Annotated in this window: 13 protein-coding genes and 4 pseudogenes; 3 read left to right on the forward strand and 14 right to left on the reverse strand. The window is 61.6% G+C overall.

Translation table 11 applies throughout. The features are described from left to right. Positions 1-13 precede the first annotated feature (13 nt). The 6 genes and pseudogenes from PverR02_RS18620 to PverR02_RS18645 all read right to left on the reverse strand — a co-directional run. Complete coding sequence (locus tag PverR02_RS18620) at positions 14-844, reverse strand: ABC transporter permease (protein ID WP_046383080.1); 831 nt, start codon at positions 842-844, stop codon at positions 14-16. Continuing rightward, positions 841-1,764 carry an ABC transporter ATP-binding protein gene (locus PverR02_RS18625; protein ID WP_017849332.1) on the reverse strand — a complete coding sequence of 308 codons (924 nt, stop codon included), beginning with the start codon at positions 1,762-1,764 and terminating at the stop codon, positions 841-843. Before PverR02_RS18625 ends, PverR02_RS18620 begins: the two co-directional genes overlap by 4 nt. Then, positions 1,764-3,002, reverse strand: a complete 1,239-nt coding sequence (locus PverR02_RS18630; RefSeq protein WP_079444115.1) for a nitrous oxide reductase family maturation protein NosD — start codon at positions 3,000-3,002, stop codon at positions 1,764-1,766. The genes PverR02_RS18625 and PverR02_RS18630 overlap by 1 nt, the downstream gene beginning before the upstream one ends. A gap of 208 nt (positions 3,003-3,210) precedes the next feature. Next, positions 3,211-5,112 (reverse strand): TAT-dependent nitrous-oxide reductase, encoded by a 1,902-nt coding sequence (nosZ, locus tag PverR02_RS18635; protein ID WP_046383078.1) that lies wholly within the window; start codon positions 5,110-5,112, stop codon positions 3,211-3,213. An 11-nt stretch (positions 5,113-5,123) separates the two neighbouring features. Beyond that, positions 5,124-7,256 (reverse strand): transcriptional regulator NosR, encoded by a 2,133-nt coding sequence (nosR, locus tag PverR02_RS18640; protein ID WP_079444116.1) that lies wholly within the window; start codon positions 7,254-7,256, stop codon positions 5,124-5,126. A 133-nt stretch (positions 7,257-7,389) separates the two neighbouring features. After that, positions 7,390-8,355 (reverse strand): annotated as a pseudogene (locus PverR02_RS18645) (sigma 54-interacting transcriptional regulator); the annotation flags it as partial. 208 nt (positions 8,356-8,563) lie between these two features. Here PverR02_RS18645 and PverR02_RS18650 point away from each other — a divergent pair. The 3 genes and pseudogenes from PverR02_RS18650 to PverR02_RS18660 form a co-directional block, all read left to right on the forward strand. Beyond that, positions 8,564-9,019, forward strand: a pseudogene (locus PverR02_RS18650) (hemerythrin domain-containing protein); the annotation flags it as partial. A gap of 132 nt (positions 9,020-9,151) precedes the next feature. Beyond that, a complete protein-coding gene (locus tag PverR02_RS18655; RefSeq protein ID WP_017849338.1) occupies positions 9,152-9,838 on the forward strand; it encodes a Crp/Fnr family transcriptional regulator in 687 nt (228 codons plus the stop codon). Further along, positions 9,835-10,026: a hypothetical protein gene (locus PverR02_RS18660; protein WP_017849339.1), complete on the forward strand. Its 192-nt coding sequence runs from the start codon at positions 9,835-9,837 to the stop codon at positions 10,024-10,026. The genes PverR02_RS18655 and PverR02_RS18660 overlap by 4 nt, the downstream gene beginning before the upstream one ends. Here PverR02_RS18660 and PverR02_RS18665 read toward each other — a convergent pair. The 8 genes and pseudogenes from PverR02_RS18665 to PverR02_RS33165 all read right to left on the reverse strand — a co-directional run. Continuing rightward, a complete protein-coding gene (locus tag PverR02_RS18665) occupies positions 10,020-11,861 on the reverse strand; it encodes a nitric oxide reductase activation protein NorD (protein WP_079444118.1) in 1,842 nt (613 codons plus the stop codon). The two genes, PverR02_RS18660 and PverR02_RS18665, sit on opposite strands and share 7 nt — an antisense overlap. A gap of 65 nt (positions 11,862-11,926) precedes the next feature. Then, entirely contained in the window at positions 11,927-13,348 is a 1,422-nt protein-coding gene (locus tag PverR02_RS18670; protein ID WP_079444119.1) for a cbb3-type cytochrome c oxidase subunit I, read from the reverse strand. Positions 13,349-13,351: 3 nt separating this feature from the next. After that, positions 13,352-13,792, reverse strand: a complete 441-nt coding sequence (locus tag PverR02_RS18675; RefSeq protein ID WP_017849342.1) for a c-type cytochrome — start codon at positions 13,790-13,792, stop codon at positions 13,352-13,354. A 210-nt stretch (positions 13,793-14,002) separates the two neighbouring features. Next, positions 14,003-14,437 (reverse strand): DcrB-related protein, encoded by a 435-nt coding sequence (locus tag PverR02_RS18680; protein WP_079444120.1) that lies wholly within the window; start codon positions 14,435-14,437, stop codon positions 14,003-14,005. A gap of 15 nt (positions 14,438-14,452) precedes the next feature. Further along, a complete protein-coding gene (locus PverR02_RS18685) occupies positions 14,453-16,399 on the reverse strand; it encodes a type VI secretion system Vgr family protein (RefSeq protein WP_079444121.1) in 1,947 nt (648 codons plus the stop codon). 138 nt (positions 16,400-16,537) lie between these two features. After that, a pseudogene (locus tag PverR02_RS33160) lies at positions 16,538-16,636 on the reverse strand (hypothetical protein); the annotation flags it as partial. Positions 16,637-16,764: 128 nt separating this feature from the next. Next, on the reverse strand, positions 16,765-17,328 hold the full coding sequence (locus PverR02_RS31925) for a hypothetical protein (protein ID WP_152032030.1): 564 nt from the start codon (positions 17,326-17,328) through the stop codon (positions 16,765-16,767). Between the two features lie 77 nt (positions 17,329-17,405). Beyond that, a pseudogene (locus tag PverR02_RS33165) lies at positions 17,406-17,764 on the reverse strand (RHS repeat-associated core domain-containing protein); the annotation flags it as partial. Positions 17,765-17,767: the final 3 nt, after the last annotated feature.

Consider the following 17,767-nt stretch of genomic DNA (forward strand, 5'->3'; position numbering starts at 1 on the left):
TCATAAAAAATCCTCACGCCGCACGGCGGCGGAACAGCCCGTAGGCCAGTGCCAGCGGCACGGCCACCCATGCCAGCAGGCACGCCCACAGGGCCAGCGGCGGCACGTCCAGGTCCGAACCCAGGGCCATGACCCCGACGGACTGGGTGCCCGTACCGAAACCCGAGAGGTTGATCAACCGATACACGTCGGTGGGGTTGAGCAGCAGCAACCAGGGCAGCCCCTGCGGGTTGAACTGGCCTTTGCTGAGCACCAGCAAGGCCAGCAGCGCCAGGTCGAAGACCAGCACGAAGAAGAACCACACGCCGAGCGCCAGCCCGGCGGCGGTGGATTTTTCCGCGCACAGGCTGCTCAGGCCATAAGCCAGCCCGAGAAAGCACCAGCCAAGCAGGGCCGAGGTCAGCATGAACCGGCCAAAGGCCCAGAGCAGCATGGCGAAGTCCACGTCGTCGACCAGCAACGCAATGGCGAGCATCGCGCAGCCGAAGCCGAGGACCGTGGCCAGCGCGAGGATCAGCCCATGGCCGACGAACTTGCCGAGCAGGATCTGCCCGCGCCCCAACGGATAGGTGAGCAACAGCAACAAGGTGCCGCTCTCGTCTTCGCCGACGATCGCGTCGTAGGCCAGCAACAGCGCGATCAGCGGCATCAGGAACGTCGCCAGGCTGGCCAGGCTGGCGATGGTCGCCGGGATCGAGGTGAAGCCCAGTTGCCCGGCGGCGGCGGCGCCCAGCCAGGCGATGCCGATGGCCAGCACCGCGAACAACAGGCTGATCGCCAACAGCCAACGGTTGCGCAAGCCGTCGCAGAACTCTTTGCGGGCCATGTTCCAGATCGGGTTCATAAGGCCGCCTCCTGTGCCGTGACCATCGCGCTGTCCATGTAATGCCGGTAGATGTCTTCAAGGGACGGCGGCAGGATTTCCACGTCGCTGGGGCTGTCCTCGGCCAGCAGTTGGCGCAGCAGTTGCACTTTGCTGCCGTTGTGCGCCGCCACTTGCAGCCCTTCGACGCCCCAGCGTCGGGTGACATGGCCGGCGGCGCTCCAGCGTTGTTGCAGCGATTCGACGCGCTGCAAGCCGCAGGTGCGGATCAGCGTCGGCAAGCCGGCCTCGGCGCGCAACTGCGCCAGGCTGCCCAAGGCCAGCAGGCGGCCCTGGGTCAGGATCGCCGCGCGGTTGATGTGCGCCTCGACGCCCGGCAGCACGTGGGAGCACAGGATGGTGCTGGTGCCGGCCGCACGCAGGCGGTCGAGCAGGCGATACAAGTCCTGGGTAGCGAACGGGTCGAGGCCCACGGTGGGTTCGTCGAGCAGCAACAGGCGCGGCTCGCCGAGCAAGGCCTGGGCCAACCCGAGGCGCTGGCGCATGCCCTTGGAATAGGTCTTGACCCGCCGCCCTGCCGCCGCGGTCAGGCCGACGTCGTCCAGCAGGCTGTCGACCTGATGCATCGGCGCGCCCTTGAGCCGGGCAAAGTGACGCAGGGTTTCGACGCCGCTCAACTGTGCATAGAACGTGACGTTTTCCGGCAGGTAACCGAGCCAGCGACGCACGTGGGGATCACTCGGCGCACGGCCGAACACCCGCACCTCGCCGGCGCTGGCGCGCAGCAGGCCGAGCACCAGTTTCATCGCCGTGGTCTTGCCCGCGCCGTTGTGCCCGAACAACCCCAGGACTTCGCCGGGGGCCAGGCTCAGGTTCAGGTCGTGCAGCACCGTGGCACGCCCATAGCGCTGGCTGACGCCTTCGATCTCGACGACATTCATCATGCAGGTTCCTTCTGAGTGGGGGCTTGCATCAGGGGGTGGCTGTCCATCACACCCGGCGACTTCATCACCGGAAACGCACGTTGCACCCAGCGCAGCAACTCGATGCCGGGGCTGTTCATCAACAGCCGCACCTGGGGGTACAACCACAGCAGGCGGTCGACGTTGTCGTTCGGCTCATACGCCACATCGCCAAGGCCATCGCCGTTGCGGTCCCAGCCGAGGTAGTCGCTCCAGTAGTTGCCCCGGCCGTCCGCCGACCATTCCTGCAAGCGGCTGGCGACGTATTTGACCTGGCGCTGGTTGTCGATGAAGGCGTTGCCGGCGATGCGGTTGTCTTCGGAGCCGGCGGTCAGGTGAATGCCCACCGCGCTGCGCGCGAAGCGGTTGTTTTCGATGCGGTTGAACAGCGAGTTGTAGATGAACAGTGCCTTGCCTTCGCCGCCGGCGATCATGGTGTCGCCGGTGGAGCCGTCGCGCACATCGGTGACGACGTTGTCCTGCAAGGTCGAATAGGTGATGTAGTTCATCAGGATGCCGTAGTTCTGGTCCTGCTCGGAGCGATTGCCGATCACCGTCAGCTTGCGGCTTTGCATCAACGCATAGCCGGTGCGGGTGCGGCGGGTGGTGTTGCCCAGGACCTGGTTGTCGTTGGCAAACATGTAATGGATGCCGTAGCGCAGGTCTTCCAGGATGTTGCCTTGCAGCAGGTTGCCGTTGGAGGTGTCGATGTAGATGCCGTCGCGGGTGTCGCGCACGTGGTTATCGATGACGCGGGCACCGTGTACCGCGTACAGGTGAATGCCGTTGCCCCGGTCCTGCGAACGTACCGAGGTGTCACCCTGGATGCGGTTGCCGATCACGCTCACGTCCTGGGTGCCATCGACCCAGATGCCAAAGCCCTGGCCTTGCAGGCGGTTGCCCAGCACTTGCGCGCCACGCGCCTGGGGCTGGATGAACACAGCGGCGTTCATGGCCGTGAGGTCGTCGCCCCAATCGAGGAACGTGCAGCCTTGGACGCTGACATCCGGCGCGCTGATCAGCAGGCCGTTGCCCTGCCCTTCGGCCTGGAAGATGGCGCCGGGGGCGCAGGTCAATTGCAGCGGTTGGTCGATGCGGAACGAGCCCCGGTACTCGCCGGCAGGCAAGCGCCAACGGTTGGGGCCGTCGGCTTGCAGGGGTAAATCGGTGATGGGGCGAACGGCGGCGACCGATCCCGCCGAAGCCACTATCAGCATCACCAGGATGACGAGTGATCGAGCCACGATGATGTCCTCTTAAAGGAAATGCGGCTAAAAGTGGGAGGGACGGTGCGACGATTCGACTTGCTCCCGATGAGGGTGTGTCAGTTGATGCATCTGTGACTGATTCACCGCCATCGGGAGCAAGTCGAATCGTCGCACCGTCCCTCCCACATTTGCCTTGTGTCGTTTCTCAAACAGCGTGTCAGGCGGGCTCGACCTTCATCCGCCCGACCATTTCCATGTGCAGGGCATGGCAGAACCAGCTGCAGTAGTACCAATGCAGCCCGGGTTTGTCGGCAATGAACGTGATCGACGAGGTCTGCTGCGGGCTGATCTCCATGCTCGCGCCGTGGTTGACCATGACAAAGCCGTGGGTCACGTCTTCGATCATGTCGATATTGGTGATGGTCACGGTGACTTCATTACCCTGTTTGACGGTGAACTCCGAAAGCCCGTAGGCCGGGGCCATGGAGGTCATGTACACGCGCACTTTGTTGCCGTCGCGGATCACCTTGCTGTCGGTTTCCAGGTTGATCCCGTCCTTCTTGGCGATGGCCACCGTTTCGGCGAAGAATGGATCGTTGCGCTCCCAGATTTTCTTGGTCTTGATCTGGTCGCGGCGCGCCATCACACAGTCATGGGGTTCGGCGAAGGCCGGGCCGTCGTGGACCAGTTTCATTTCATCGCCGGAGATGTCGATCAACTGGTCGTTTTCCGGGTGCAGCGGGCCGGTGGGCAGGAAGCGGTCCTTGGAGAACTTGCTCAAGACCACCAGCCACTGGCCGTCGGCGTCGCGGGTTTCGGTCAGCGACGCATGGTTGTGACCGGGCTGGTACTGCACATCGAGCTTCTGCTTGATGTAGTTGACCTTCTCGCCGCCATAGGCACGGATGGCCTCGGCGATGTTCCACTTGACCACCTGGCTGTCGATGAACAGCGTGGTGTAGGCAAAGCCGCGTCCGTCGTAGGTGGTGTGCAGCGGGCCCAGGCCCAGCTCCGGTTCACCAACCACCACACCGCGCGGGTCGCTGATCTTGCCGCTGAACAGGTCGTCGAGTTTTTCGATGGCGATGATGGTGCAGGTCGGTGACAGCTTGCCGTTGGCGATGAAGTACTTGCCATCCGGCGAGGTGTTGCAGCCGTGGGGGTTTTTCGGCACCGGAATGTAGCGGGTGAACTCGCTGTCCTTGCCGTCCTCGGATTTGCGTCCGTCCACCACCGGCACCTTGACGCCGTCCACATTGATGAACTTGCCGGCCTTGATCGCCGCTTCGATGCGCGGGATGTTGAACACCACCACCCAATCGCGCTCATTGCGCATCATGCCGGCCAGGTCGGTGGCCTTTTCCGAGTTGTAGCAGGTGGCCGCTGCGTACTTGCCGGTGTAGTCCATGTCGGCGTTGTCGAGGTTGCCGTCGACGATCACCTGGAAGGCCATCTCCATTTTTTCCGCATCGATGGCGTTGAACATGGTGAAGCTGTTGCGATCCTGCAGGTCGAAGTTTCGGCCGTCATTGGGGTGCGGGATGATGAATTCGGCGTTGCAGAACACGTACTTGGTGTAGGGCACCTTTTGCAGGCGCAGGCCGTGGATGGCCTGGACGTTCGGTACGGTGAGGATTTTGTCGCACTTCATGATGTCCAGGCGGATGCGCGCCACCCGGCTGTTGGCCTTGTCATTGATAAACAGGTACTTGCCGTCGTAGTGGCCGTCGGTGGTGGACAAGTGCGGGTGATGGCAATCGCCGTTGGAGTACTTGGCGCCCTCGCCGAGGATGCGCTTGCTCTCGTTGGTCAGGCCCCAACCGGTGGCCGAATCGACGTTGAACACCGGGATACGCATCAGCTCGCGCATCGACGGGACGCCCATCACCCGCACTTCGCCCTGGTGACCGCCACTCCAGAAGCCGTAGTAATCGTCGAGCTGGCCGGGTTCCACATGGATTTTCGATTTGGCGTCCTTGGCCGCCGCCGCGAAGGATTCACGGGTAAACACCGCGCCGCCGAGGGCCGACGCACCCGCCAGTACGGCGCCGGTCACCGCACCGGTGCCGAGGAAACTGCGCCGGGTCAGGCCGTCATGTTTATCGTCTGTATCGTTCATGGGTTGCTCCTTCAAGCGTTGGGATTTATCTGCACTACGGGAATCTGTTCGGGCGCCGCCTTGTTGCGCTTCTTGCGTTTGTTGATCAGCGGCGGGCATTTGTTTTCGTTGTGCCAGGTCATCTGGCAGTCGAGGCAGTAGTGGCATTCGTTGGCGTTGATATGGCCGTCCGGGTGGATCGCCTGGATCTCGCATTCCTTCGCGCACAGCTGGCACGGGTTACCGCATTCCTGGCGCCGCTTGAGCCAATCGAACAGGCGGAATTTGCTGGGGATCGCCAGGGCGGCGCCGAGGGGACAGAGGTAGCGGCAGTAGACTTTGCGGGTGAACAGGTTGATCACCAGCAACGCCACGGCGTAGAGCACGAACCACCACTGGCGGTCGAACTTGAGCGTGATGGCGGTCTTGAACGGTTCCACTTCGGCAAAGCGTTCGGCGGTGGCCATGGATTCCAGGGAGAGGCCGAACAGCACCAGCAGGATCAGGTACTTGATCGCCCACAGTCGTTCATGCACCGCGAAGGGCAATTCGAACTGGCGGATCTTCAGGCGGCGCGCGGCCTCGTTGAGCAGTTCCTGCAAGGCCCCGAACGGGCACAGCCAGCCGCAGAACACCCCGCGCCCCCACAGCAGGATGCTGGCGGCGGTGAAGACCCAGAGCATGAAGATCAGCGGGTCGGTGAGGAACAGTTCCCAGCGGAAGTCCTGGACCAGCGCATGCACGAAGGTCAGCACATTGACCACCGACAACTGCCCCAGCGCATACCAGCCGATGAACCCCACGGTAAACACCAGGTAGCCGCGGCGCAGCCAGTGCAGCAGGCGCGGGCGCCGGGCCAGGCTGTCCTGCAGGAACAGGATCGCGGTAAGCAGCAGCAGCGCGACGCCGAGCACCATGACCTGCACCTGTTTCTGGTACCAGATGCTCAACCACAGTGGGCGGCTGGCCTCATCCAGCGCGGCTTGTTCGGCGGCGGTGGGCAGCGGCCGTTCCAGGTACTGTTCGGGCATCTGGTAAGGCAGTTCGAAGCTGCTGAACGTGCCGCTGACCGGGCCGGTCTGACGCCGCACCAGCAGTTCCAGGGTCCAGGGCGAGCCGGGGTCGAAGCCGGCCTGCGGGCGCACGATGAATACCGACATCTCGTCGAAGGCCGGGATGCCCTCGGCGTAGACATCGTCGATGCGCTGGTGGTCGAGGTCGCGGAAGCTGATCACGTTGCCGAACTGGCGCAACTGCACCCGGTCGAAAATCCCGCCGCGCACATAACCCGAACCCTTGAACGAAAACAGCCCACGGCCGAGCACGGCGATGGCCTGTTCGCCGGGTTTGAGCCCCTGCATCAGGTTGCGGTAGTGCTCTTCGCCCAGCAGGTTGCGGCCGATGCTCGGCGGGTTGATGTCGGCCACATAGAGGTCGATGAAGGTCTCATCCGCGGCCTCGGCGCCTTCGGCGGCGGTGTCCTTGAAGGCCGCGTCGACCTGGCCCCGGGTCAAATGCAGGCGGCGGATCGCGCCATTGCCGGTCAATTGTGCCCAGGTGGCGGGGTCAAACCGGTCGGTGCGGATCAACGCGACTTTCTGCGCGGTCGCGGCCTTGCCGTCGATCAGCTTGAGCCACACCGCCACGTCATGGGCCGCCCGCATCACCACTTCATTGACCACCATCGCGGTCACGGTCGCGCCGGCAATCGCGTCCACCGTCACCGCCTTCGGATCGCTGGAACGCCCGACCACCACGCGCTGGCGCACATCGACGCCGGAATAGTGCGCGGTGAATTCGTGCAGTTTGACCTCGGGAATACCGATCAACAGGATCGGCTCGTGGTGTTCCAGCACGTAGGCATCGCGGATCACCCCGGCGGCGTCGAGGATCACCAGGGTGTTGATCGGCTTGCCCGAATACGCCGGGATCGCCACCACATCCAGGCTCTGGAACACGTAGCCAATGGGCTTGCCGGCAGTCGAAATGGTCCGCACCTTGAACGGACCGTCGGGTGCGGAGACCGCATCCTGGGCGGGGAAAGCGCGTTCGATACGCTGCTGTTCGATGTCGCCGTAAGGCCGGGCCTGGGCGTTGAAGCTGGTGATGAGCAACACCACCAGCAGCGTCAGCCAGTGGCGTGTCAAGCGCGCGGAGCGAGTCATGGAGTCCCTTGAGGCGTCGGGCTGAAGAGGGCCCCGATAGTGGGGCGACGATGGCAAGTGGCCCTTGATCGAAATCAAGTCGAGTCCGATGAGGGTGCGGCGCATACGCACGGCTGGCGCGTTGTCGCACCTCTTACTTGAGCTTCAGGCGCCGCGCCAGCTTGTGCAGGTTGCTCGCGTCCACGCCGAGCAGGCGCGCAGCACTCGCCCAATTGCCGGCGCAGTGTTCCAGGGCGTGACGAATGTTCCAGCGCTGGCACTCGTCCACCGCCACCGCCAAGGGTTGGAAGGCCTCGATCGATGACGCGGGCATGGCTCGCTCCACCGCGACGGCGGCCGTATCCAGGCCCAGGGCGTGCGGTTCCAGGCGGATCACCGAAGTGCGCGGTTCGCCACGACTGAGCTGCTTCAACGCGGCGCGACTGATCACATGCTCCAGCTCACGCACATTGCCCGGCCAGGCGTACTCGAGCAGCGCCTGTTGCGCCGTCGGCGACAGTTGCAGGTCATGCAAGCCCAGGCGCTCGCGGCTGAGCTCAGCGAAATGCCGCGCCAGCAGCAACACATCCTCGCCACGCTCGCGCAACGCCGGGATCGGCAGCGGGTACACCGACAGCCGGTGATACAGGTCGGCGCGAAACAGGCCGTCACGCACGCGGTCGGGCAGGTGGCGATTGGTGGCGGCGATGATGCGGACATCCACATGCAATGGCCGATCGGCGCCCAGGCGCTGGATCTCGCCATTCTCCAGGGTGCGCAGCAGCTTGGCCTGGATGCTCAACGGCAATTCGCCGACCTCATCGAGGAACAAGGTGCCGCCGTTGGCCGCATCGAACCGCCCGGCGCGGTCGTGGGTGGCGCCGGAGAAGGCGCCCTTGACGTGACCGAACAGCTCGCTTTCGGCCAACGCCTCCGGCAGCGCCGCGCAGTTGACCTGGACCAGAGGTTTGTTGCCGCGTTGCGACAGACGATGCAGGCGCCGCGCGAACAGCTCTTTGCCGACCCCGGTTTCGCCAAGCAACAACACCGGCAACTGCGTTTCGGCCAGCAGCGCCAGCTCGTCGAGCAACTCCTGCAACACCGCGCTCTGGCCGAGGATGCCGTCGAGCGGCGCGGTCATTTCGACCCTCCTGGGGTTCAGAGCACCCTGGAAGCGTGTGGTCATGATTACCTTACTCCGGGATAAATCGTTACTTTTCAATGCGTTAAAATTGGCACGCTGCCTGCAATCACTGGTTCATACCCGTATTGCCGATGAGGAAAGCCCGATGACCGTGAGCGACTGGAACACCCAAACCCAGGACCACTTGATCGACCATCTGCTGGCGCGCTACCACGCACGTCATCGCGAGCAATTGCCGGAACTGGTCCGCATGGCGAGCCGCGTCGAACAGGTCCACGGTCAGCACCTGCAATGCCCCAACGGCCTGGCCGACCTGCTGCTCGACATGCAGCAGGAACTGGAGAGCCATATGCTCAAGGAGGAACAGGTATTGTTCCCGATGCTGCAAATGGGCATGGGGCCGCAGGCGTCGACGCCGATCCAGGTGATGCGCTACGAGCACGACCAACACGCCGAGGCCCTGGAGCAGTTGTTGAGCCTGACGAACCAGATCACCCCGCCGGCCGAGGCCTGTAATACCTGGCGCAGCCTGTACCGCGAGCTGAGCGCCTTTCATGCCGACCTGCGCGAACACATCCGCCTGGAGAACGACATATTGTTTGCCCGGGCCGCGCCCAGCCTCGCCGCGGCCCGCGCATAGCGCACTTTCGCAAGCGTTCACTGCGACGATCGTGCAGCGTTGCCTGTGCGCTGCCCTTGTCGTAGATCAAGTACGGCCGACGCCAACAGGATTAACCTTGGGTATCCCTTCCCGATATTCCCCGAGGTCAAGATGGTGCTCCATCGTGTTCATCACCAGATCCTGCGCAGCCACCACTTGTTCGAACCCCTGGACGAGGCGCAGTTGAACGAGCTGATGAGCAGCAGCCAATTGCTCAGTGTCGACAAAGGCGAACCGCTGTTCCGCCAGGGCGAACCGGCCGATGCGTTCTACTTCGTGATCGCCGGCGCGGTGAAAATCTACCGCCTCACCCCGGACGGCCAGGAGAAGGTGTTCGAGGTGATCGGCGAACGGCAGACCTTCGCCGAAGCCATGATGCTGATGGATACGCCCAACTACGTAGCGTGCGCCGAAGCGGTGTGCCCCACGCAGTTGTACCGGCTGTCCAATGCCACCTACATGCGTTTGCTGCAGAGCAACAGCCGCCTGACCTTCGCCCTGCTCGGCAAGTTGTGCGTGCGCCTGCACCAGCGGGTCAACGAGATCGAAACCCTGTCGCTGAAAAACGCCACCCACCGCGTGGTGCGCTACCTGCTCACGCAACTGGTGCGCTTGCAAAGCACCACCGACTGCAGCTTCGAGCTGCCGATGGCCAAGCAACTGATTGCCGGGCACCTGTCGATCCAGCCGGAGACGTTTTCGCGGATTATCCGACGTTTGATCGACGAGAAAATCATCACCCAGGACGGCCGGCAGATCGCAATTCTCGACCGCCCGCGCCTGGAGCAATTCGAGTGAAAACCTGCCTGGTCTGCCAGCACGGCAATGCCGTGGAGCGCGACCTGTGCGAGCGTTGCGCCACACCGCTGCCCGAGGCCCACGCCAGCACCCAGGCGCGCCGACTGAAGCGTTTCCAGTGGTTCTGCCTGGGCCTGACGCTGTTCTGCGTGGTGATGTTCTTCTGGTTGCCCAGGGACTTTTACTGAGTCTCGGTCAACTGCCGATACAGCTGCGGCAGGCGTTGCGGTAATTGTTCGGGGCGATGGATCAGGGTGAAACCATGGGCGCCGAACATGTACGGCAGATAGTCGCCGGCCTGTTTGTCGATGGTGATGCAGAACGGAATCAGGCCCTGGCGCCGCGCTTCGACCACCGCCTGGCGCGTGTCCTCCACGCCGTAACGTCCCTCATACAGGTCCAGGTCATTGGGCTTGCCGTCGGTGATCAACAACAGCAACTTGCGCCGCTGCGGGCAGGCGCCCAGCAACTGGGTAGCCTGACGGATAGCCGCGCCCATGCGCGTGTAGTAGCCCGGCTTGAGGCCCTGGATCGCGCCGCGCGTGCGGTCGTCATAGGCTTGCTGGAACGTTTTGAGCACCTGCAAGCGCACCTGGTGCCGCCGCAGTGAAGAAAACCCATACAACGCAAAGCGATCCCCGGCCCCGGCCAGGCTTTCACCAAACAGCAGCAGGCTGTCGCGTATCACATCGATGACCTTTTGCTCATCGTTGACATGGGCATCGGTGGACATCGACAGATCGGCCAGCAACAGGCACGCCAGGTCGCGGTGGGTGTGGCGTTGTTCAAGGAACAGCCCACGCTCGGCGCAGGCGCCCTGCTGGCGCTGCACATGAAAATCCAGCCAGGCCTGCAGGTCGACCTCTGACCCCTGGGGCTGCTGGCGCTGCCATTGGCGGTCGGTGCGCAGGCTCTGGAATTGCCGGCGCAAGCGCTGGGCCTGGGCCTGCAAGCGCGCGGGCAAGGGTTGCGGGGCGTCGCAACGCGGCTGCATCAATTGCAGGTTGACGAAGCCTTCCTGCAAGCACTGCCGGCGATAGTCCCACTCGGGCAACTTGATGCCGTCACCCAAGGGGATATCGTCGACATCGGCGGGCGGCAGATCCAGGTGCAGCTTGAGCCCGCCGCTCTTGCGCACGCGCTGGCGCGACAGGCTCAACTGGTCGAGGTCTTCGGCGACGCGGGCAGCGTCCGGGTCCTGGCTATCGTCGGACCAGCGATCGAGGTCGACGTGTTCGCTCCAACTGAACAGGTTTTCCAGGCGCACCACCAGCAGGCCGCCATCGCGGCTCGCGTCGTCAACGCGGGTGGCACGCTTGGGCCCGCCTTGCTGCTCGCCGGGCGGGGCTGAGAGGTCGTCGCCCTCCTCTTCCAGGTCGGTATTTTGCGCGGTGTCCAACTGCAGCGCCGGGTACAGCCATAACGGCAACGGCCAGGCGGCCCGTGAACTGCGCGGCAAGTGACGCACGCTGCCGGGTTCGCGCAGGGCCTTGCGCAAGGCCCGCTCCAGGGCGGCTTCGTCGGGTTTGAGGCTGGCGGGGTCGGGGCGCAGTTGCAGGTGCGCCTCCACCAGGCGTTGGTAGCGCGGCAGCATCGCCGGGTAGCGCTGCAACAGCAGCCAGGTCCAGCGTTGGTTGTCGCGCGCCCAGTGGCTCATCGGCCCGGAGTGGGCCGCGAGCAGCGCCAGCCAGCGGTACAACTCGTGATTCAGCGCCGCGTCGGGAAACACCGCCAGGCGTGCCGGCAAGCGCAAGCGGTTACCGTCGCAGGACGCCAGGGGGGCTTGCTTGCAGGTGCCGGCGATACGCATCAACAGGTTGCGGCGCAGCAACAGGTCGCGCTCGCAGGCCGCCTCCAGCGCCATCCCGCCAGCGCCGCCGAGGGCGCGGAACAACAGGGCCAGGCTGCGCTGATGGTCCGTCAGCGCGACCTGCGCCTCGGGGAAATCGACATTGGCACGGCGGGTGATGAAGCGGTGCCAGACGCTGCCGACCCACTCTTCCAATTCCAGGGTAAAGGCCATGAGCCGTGCTCCAAACGTAAAACGGCCCGCTGTACCAGCCGGGCCGCCGTCTTAGGGATTGACGATCAATACACAATCGGCGCCGGCGCACCGGCGACGGCTTGGCGTTGGCGGAAGCTGTACAGGTAGCAGAGCAGCCCCAGCAGGAACACCACGCCACTGGCCAACCGGGCCCAGAACAAGACGGTCAAATGCTCGACCGTGGCCATGAACGGCAAGGCCACACCGTCCGCCGGCCAGCGCTGCAACCACACCTGCACTGCACCGGCTGCGGTGAGGAGCAAGGTGATCATCACCATCGACAGCACCATCAGCCAGAAGCCCCAGATTTCAATGGTCTGCGAACGCGCATCGGGCGCTTCGCCGAGGCCGCGCAAGCGTGGCATGGCGTAGCTGATCAGGGTCATCACGATCATCGCGTAGGCCCCGAAGAACGCCAGGTGACCGTGGGCCGCCGTGAGCTGGGTACCGTGGGTGTAGAAGTTGACCGGTGCCAGCGTATGCAGGAAGCCCCAGACCCCGGCGCCGAAGAACGCCGTCACCGTGGTGCCCTTGGCCCACAAGGTCGCCGCGCGGTTCGGGTGCTGGCGCCGCCGACGTTTGACCATGGTGAAGGCGAACATCACCATCGCCAGGAACGGCAGCGGCTCCAGGGCCGAGAAGATCGAGCCGACCCACAGCCACACCTCGGGTGCGCCGATCCAGAAGAAGTGGTGCCCAGTGCCGATGATCCCGGTGATCAAAGCCATGGCGATGATCACGTACAGCCATTTCTCCACCACTTCACGGTCGACGCCGGTGACCTTGATCAGCACGAACGCCAGCATCGAGCCCATGATCAGTTCCCACACGCCTTCTACCCAAAGATGCACCACCCACCACCAGTAGAACTTGTCACGTGCGAGGTTGCCGGGGTTGTAGAAGGAGAACAGGAAGAACACCGCGAGGCCGATCAGGCCGGTCATCATCACCATGCTGACCGTGGTTTTGCGGCCCTTGAGCAGGGTCATGCCGATGTTGTAGAGAAAGCCCAGGCACACCACCACAATGCCCATTTTGGTAATGGTCGGTTGCTCGAGGAACTCGCGGCCCATGGTCGGCAGCAGTTCGTTATGGGTCAGCTTGGCCAGTGCCGCATAGGGCACCAACAGGTAACCGAGGATGGTCAACACCCCGGCTGCGGCAAACACCCAGAACAGCAAGATCGCCAGTTTGGGGCTGTGCAGTTCGCGGTCGGCCTCCTCGGGTATCAGGTAATAGGCGGCGCCCATAAAGCCGAACAACAGCCAGACGATCAACAGGTTGGTATGGACCATCCGCGCCACGTTGAAGGGGATCAACGGGAACAGAAAGTCGCCCACCACGTATTGCAGGCCCATGATCAGGCCAAACAGCACCTGGCCGACGAACAGGATCAAGGCAAACACAAAGTAGGGTTTGGCCACGGCCTGGGATTGGAATTTCAGATAGGGATTGGCGCTGCGCATGGCTCAGCCCTCCTTGTTGGGTGGCCAGTTATTGGTATCGATCTTCGAGCTCCATTTGAGGAACTCGGCCATATCGTCCACCTCCTGGTCGCTGAGGTTGAATTGCGGCATGGCGCGACGCCCCGGCACCCCAAGGGGCTGCATTTTCATCCAGGCGTGCAGGAACGGCTTGAACCCTTCGTCACCCCCACGACGCTTGAACACATTGCCCAGCTCCGGCGCAAAGTACGCGCCTTCGCCCAACAGAGTGTGGCAACCGACGCAGTTATTACGCTCCCAGACGCTTTTGCCGCGGATCACCGATTCAGTGAGCTGGTCGACATTGCTACGGGCGGGAAAGGTTTGTTCGGTGTGGTAGGTCAAGGCCAGGAAAATCAGGAAGAAGAACACGCTTCCTCCGAAATAGATGTTCCTGGCCATGCCCTTGGTGAAGGTCTCTGACATGGTCGCTTCCTCATGGCTTGGCGGGGGTCATGATAGGAAGGTGGGGGGTGAAAACCGCTTGATGGCGATCAAGAATTGTTGATCGGGGTGGTCAAGTATTCTTGGGGAATTGAGTCTGGGTCGGTTGCGGCGGTGACAGTGCCTTTTTAAAGCGGGTTTTCATTGGCTCAAAAATATTGAATAAATCCGTCCCGTTTGGCTCCGTGTGATTCAGGGTGTGGCGAAGAAACTAAGCGTGCTCTTTAGCGTTGCCCAGTGAGCCGCTTCGGCGGGCCCGAGGGGTTGGGTCTTGACGTAACTCAACGCGATCAGGCGGCGTGTGCCCGGTAGTTGCAGCGCCAACTGGTACTGGTAAAAGCTGTCGCTGCCTTTGTTGAAACTGTTCTGCACTTCATAGGCATCGACATCCAGTGCGGCCCCCACCTTTATGGCTTGCATTGGCGAGTAACGAAGGGACTTCTCCTGTTGTTCGAGCGTCTTGAGCTGCGCTTCGAAGTTACGTTGCGACGTTTCGCCGTCCGCCAGCGGGCTACGGCTGACGACCAGCGTGGTGCCCAGGTGGGCGAACTTGAGAATATTGATCGAGGCATCCTGTACGGCTGCATCGGGCAAGGTGAATTGGGCTTCATTGATCAAATAGTTCATGGTGCAAGCATCTCGTTATTGGCCGGCGCCCGGCTTGTCCGCAAATGTTGATTCGACGGCGTTATGAATAGTGGTTCGCACCCCCTGCTGACCGGGTGATGTGCCCTTGTCACTGCCCTGGTTGATATCCAGTTTGCCTTGTGTCTGGATCTTGCTGCTGCCGGAGGAAAACAGATTGAACGAGCCACAGGTCAGGTTGATGGCTCCGTCTGCCGTGAGCTCAATCACACTGTCGCCGCACACCAGGCGAATACTGTCTCCAGCTTCGATGGTATAGCGCGTGGCGGCGCTGTCGGATTTGGCGCCGCCCACCAGCAGGGTGTCGTTGTTGCGTACTACGCGCAGGCGATTAGCGCCAATCGTCACCGTCTCGTTGTGCCCGATGCGCTTGTTGCGGTCATGCCCCACCGAGTGGCTTTCGTCCACTTCGACGACGACGTCCTGATTCCTCTCGGCATGGATATACACCTGTTCCGACCCCTTCTTGTCCTCCATGCGAATTTCATTGAAGTTGGCCGGCGTGCCGCCCTTGCTCGAGCGACTTTTCATGCCGCTCTGGGTCGCGTTCTCCGGCAAATCGTAGGGCACCGTCTGCTCCGCGTTGTACACCCGCCCAGTAATAATCGGCCGGTCCGGGTCGCCTTCCAGAAAGCTCACAATCACCTCCTGGCCGATCCGTGGGATCTGCATCGAGCCCCAGTTCTTGCCGGCCCAGGATTGCGATACGCGTATCCAGCACGAGCTGTTTTCGTTGGACTGGTCGTGGCGGTCCCAGTAGAAATGCACTTTCACGCGGCCGTACTGGTCGGTCCAGATTTCCTCGCCTTTGGGGCCGACCACCAGCGCGGTCTGCGGGCCTTTGACGATGGGGCGATAGGTGTTGGCCAGCGGGCGGAAGCTTTGTTGGGCGTCGATGCAGGTCAGGCTGCTGTCGAACTGCGCCGAGCTTGAACCGCCGCCGCTTTCCAGGCTTTCCTGAACGATGTAATAGCGGCAGCCGACGATCAGGTATTCGCGGTTCTGGTCCTGGCGGCTGAAGCCGGTGAGGCTGAACAGATGGCCGGAACCGAGGCCGCGGGCGTTGCCGTTGAATTCGATTTGTTCATGCAGGGTTTGCAGGGCTTCGATGCGGGTGCGCGCGTAGTGTTCGCCGTCCGCGCTTTGCACGTAGGTGCCGGGGTAGTCGTACAGCGGGTAGTCGCCGGCGGCGTGCGGGCGCGGCATCGCCGAGCGCACGTCGATGCTCGCGCTGGGGCGCTGGAAGTCGTAGTCGTTGAGCTCCAGCGAGCCCGGCTGCACTTGCTGGGCCAGGTGCCAGTTGTACAGGTGGTCGCGTTCGCGTTGCTGCTCGTCCTTGGGGTAGTACGGAATCGACACGTAGCCCGGCACCGTGGCGTGGGCGCCGTAGGCATCGGCCAGTACCAGCACGTGGCGGTCCTGTTCATGGCGGAAGAAGTAGTAGATGCCTTCCTGTTCCATCAAGCGGCTGACGAAATCGAAGCTGGTCTCGCGGTACTGCACGCAGTATTCCCACTCGCGATACGGTCGGCTCAGGGCGTCTTCAAAGTCGGAAAAGCCGAGGTCGCGGAACACCTGCTTGATGATCTGCGGGATGCTCAGGTTCTGGAAAATCCGGCAGTCCGACGTGCGGCTCAGCAGCCACAGCCACGGGCGCAGCGTCACCTGGTAGCTGGCGAACTGGCCCTGGTCGATGCTCTGGCTGCACTGCGCGACGATGCCGTGAAAGTGCCGCTCGCCGCCGTCCGCCAATTGCACGCCGACGCTCATCGGCTTGCCCAGCAACTGGTTGAGGTCGATGTTGGCGTCCAGGGAGGTCAGTTGCAGCTCATAGGCGAACAGCCGACCCAACTCTTCGCCGCCACCCATTTGATTGAGCAACAGCACGTCCGGCCCGAGGGGGCTGGTGATTTTGGCTAGGCGTGAGGTTTGGTTGAATAGCATCGAAGTACCCTAATAGCTGAACAAATGTGGGAGGGGGCTTGCCCCCGATAGCAGTGTTTCAGTTGATGCATGTGGTGACTGATTCACCGCCATCGGGGGCAAGCCCCCTCCCACATTTGCATTGCATTCCAACAGTCGTTATTCGGTGTCGCTGAAGTCGTAGTGCAGTTCGTTTTCCCGGCTGCTGATCCGCACACCTGCCAGCGCCTTGCCTTCGAGCATGCGCGTGAGGAATTCATGCAATTCAGAACCGTCTTATTTATGCCTTTTTGCACTCGCTTAAGTGGCCGAAAAATAAACAGACTAAATAACAAATAGACCTATCCCGTCTTACGCGCCTGGGCGATAAGCGCTGAGTGATAGTCTTAGTCATTAGGCATAAGAACCTCACTGATATCAGCGCCTCTTAATTTCAATGATTTTATTGCGCTCTTTATTTCAAATGCGGTTTCGATGCCGAGAATAATGGCCGGGCTTTTTTCTTTCCCGCTACCGAAGCCAATACTCGTGAAAAACATGCCATATTCCAGAGGCTTTCCAGTTTCTTGATAGAAACTCGGGATGGGAACCACACAGTCAAAATATTGACCACACGTACTACATAGGTTTTCCAACTGTTGAACACTGTATTTGATAATTTTTTGAGGTTGCATCATGAATAGCTGATTTTTTTCATTGACCAATGAAAATTCAACACTCAATTTTAAATTTTCGATGTATTCCTTGAAACGTAGCGACGCGATGAAGCGCCCATCATAAGTTGCACCAATATCAGCCTTGTTTGGTGTTTTCAGTTCTCTAGGCAGATAGCTTTGATCAATGCAGCAACCACAGATTTTGCAAAAAATACTATCAGGTGCTCCATCAAAAAAGTACGCGTGATTATCTATAGCGCTTAAGTTGTAGGCAATGGTTAAGAACTGAGTCACTACTTTAGCCCCTGGTGTTGTGTGAAGAAGTCAAAAATAGCATATTTGTATTATGCACCTTTCCTTTTGTCGGAAAAATTTAACCCATCCATCAAGTCAATGTGGTCGATTGTGGTAAACTTCCCCACATCCGAATCATAAAACCTAAACATATTAAAATGCAGCCCCGTCTCCCGATCCAGATACTGCTCCTGAAACCGCAATTTCTGTTCTTCAATGTAATATGGCTCACGCACTTCCTCCAACGTATTGCCCCACACTCGATAAGTCGCCCGCCAGATGTCGTGGCCGTCGACCTCGGTCAGTTGTTCACGCAGCCCGTTGAGATCGGTGGGTAGTAGCGGACTTTCTGCAGCGCCCCACTACCGTCGATGCGAGCCAGGAGGACATGGCCTTCGTCTTCGTAAATATTGAGGCTGGTCTGGGTGTGCTTGTGTTA

Origin of the sequence: Pseudomonas veronii, assembly GCF_002028325.1 — a bacterium.
In the GTDB taxonomy this organism is placed as follows: domain Bacteria; phylum Pseudomonadota; class Gammaproteobacteria; order Pseudomonadales; family Pseudomonadaceae; genus Aquipseudomonas; species Aquipseudomonas veronii.

Bases quoted from the DNA above. Each gene is read 5' to 3' on its own strand.
- PverR02_RS18620 (WP_046383080.1), bottom strand. From the start codon at position 844: ATGAACCCGATCTGGAACATGGCCCGCAAAGAGTTCTGCGACGGCTTG.
- PverR02_RS18625 (WP_017849332.1), bottom strand. From the start codon at position 1,764: ATGAATGTCGTCGAGATCGAAGGCGTCAGCCAGCGCTATGGGCGTGCC.
- PverR02_RS18630 (WP_079444115.1), bottom strand. From the start codon at position 3,002: ATGCTGATAGTGGCTTCGGCGGGATCGGTCGCCGCCGTTCGCCCCATC.
- nosZ (WP_046383078.1), bottom strand. From the start codon at position 5,112: ATGAACGATACAGACGATAAACATGACGGCCTGACCCGGCGCAGTTTC.
- nosR (WP_079444116.1), bottom strand. From the start codon at position 7,256: ATGACTCGCTCCGCGCGCTTGACACGCCACTGGCTGACGCTGCTGGTG.
- PverR02_RS18655 (WP_017849338.1), top strand. From the start codon at position 9,152: ATGGTGCTCCATCGTGTTCATCACCAGATCCTGCGCAGCCACCACTTG.
- PverR02_RS18665 (WP_079444118.1), bottom strand. From the start codon at position 11,861: ATGGCCTTTACCCTGGAATTGGAAGAGTGGGTCGGCAGCGTCTGGCAC.
- PverR02_RS18670 (WP_079444119.1), bottom strand. From the start codon at position 13,348: ATGCGCAGCGCCAATCCCTATCTGAAATTCCAATCCCAGGCCGTGGCC.
- PverR02_RS18675 (WP_017849342.1), bottom strand. From the start codon at position 13,792: ATGTCAGAGACCTTCACCAAGGGCATGGCCAGGAACATCTATTTCGGA.
- PverR02_RS18680 (WP_079444120.1), bottom strand. From the start codon at position 14,437: ATGAACTATTTGATCAATGAAGCCCAATTCACCTTGCCCGATGCAGCC.
- PverR02_RS18685 (WP_079444121.1), bottom strand. From the start codon at position 16,399: ATGCTATTCAACCAAACCTCACGCCTAGCCAAAATCACCAGCCCCCTC.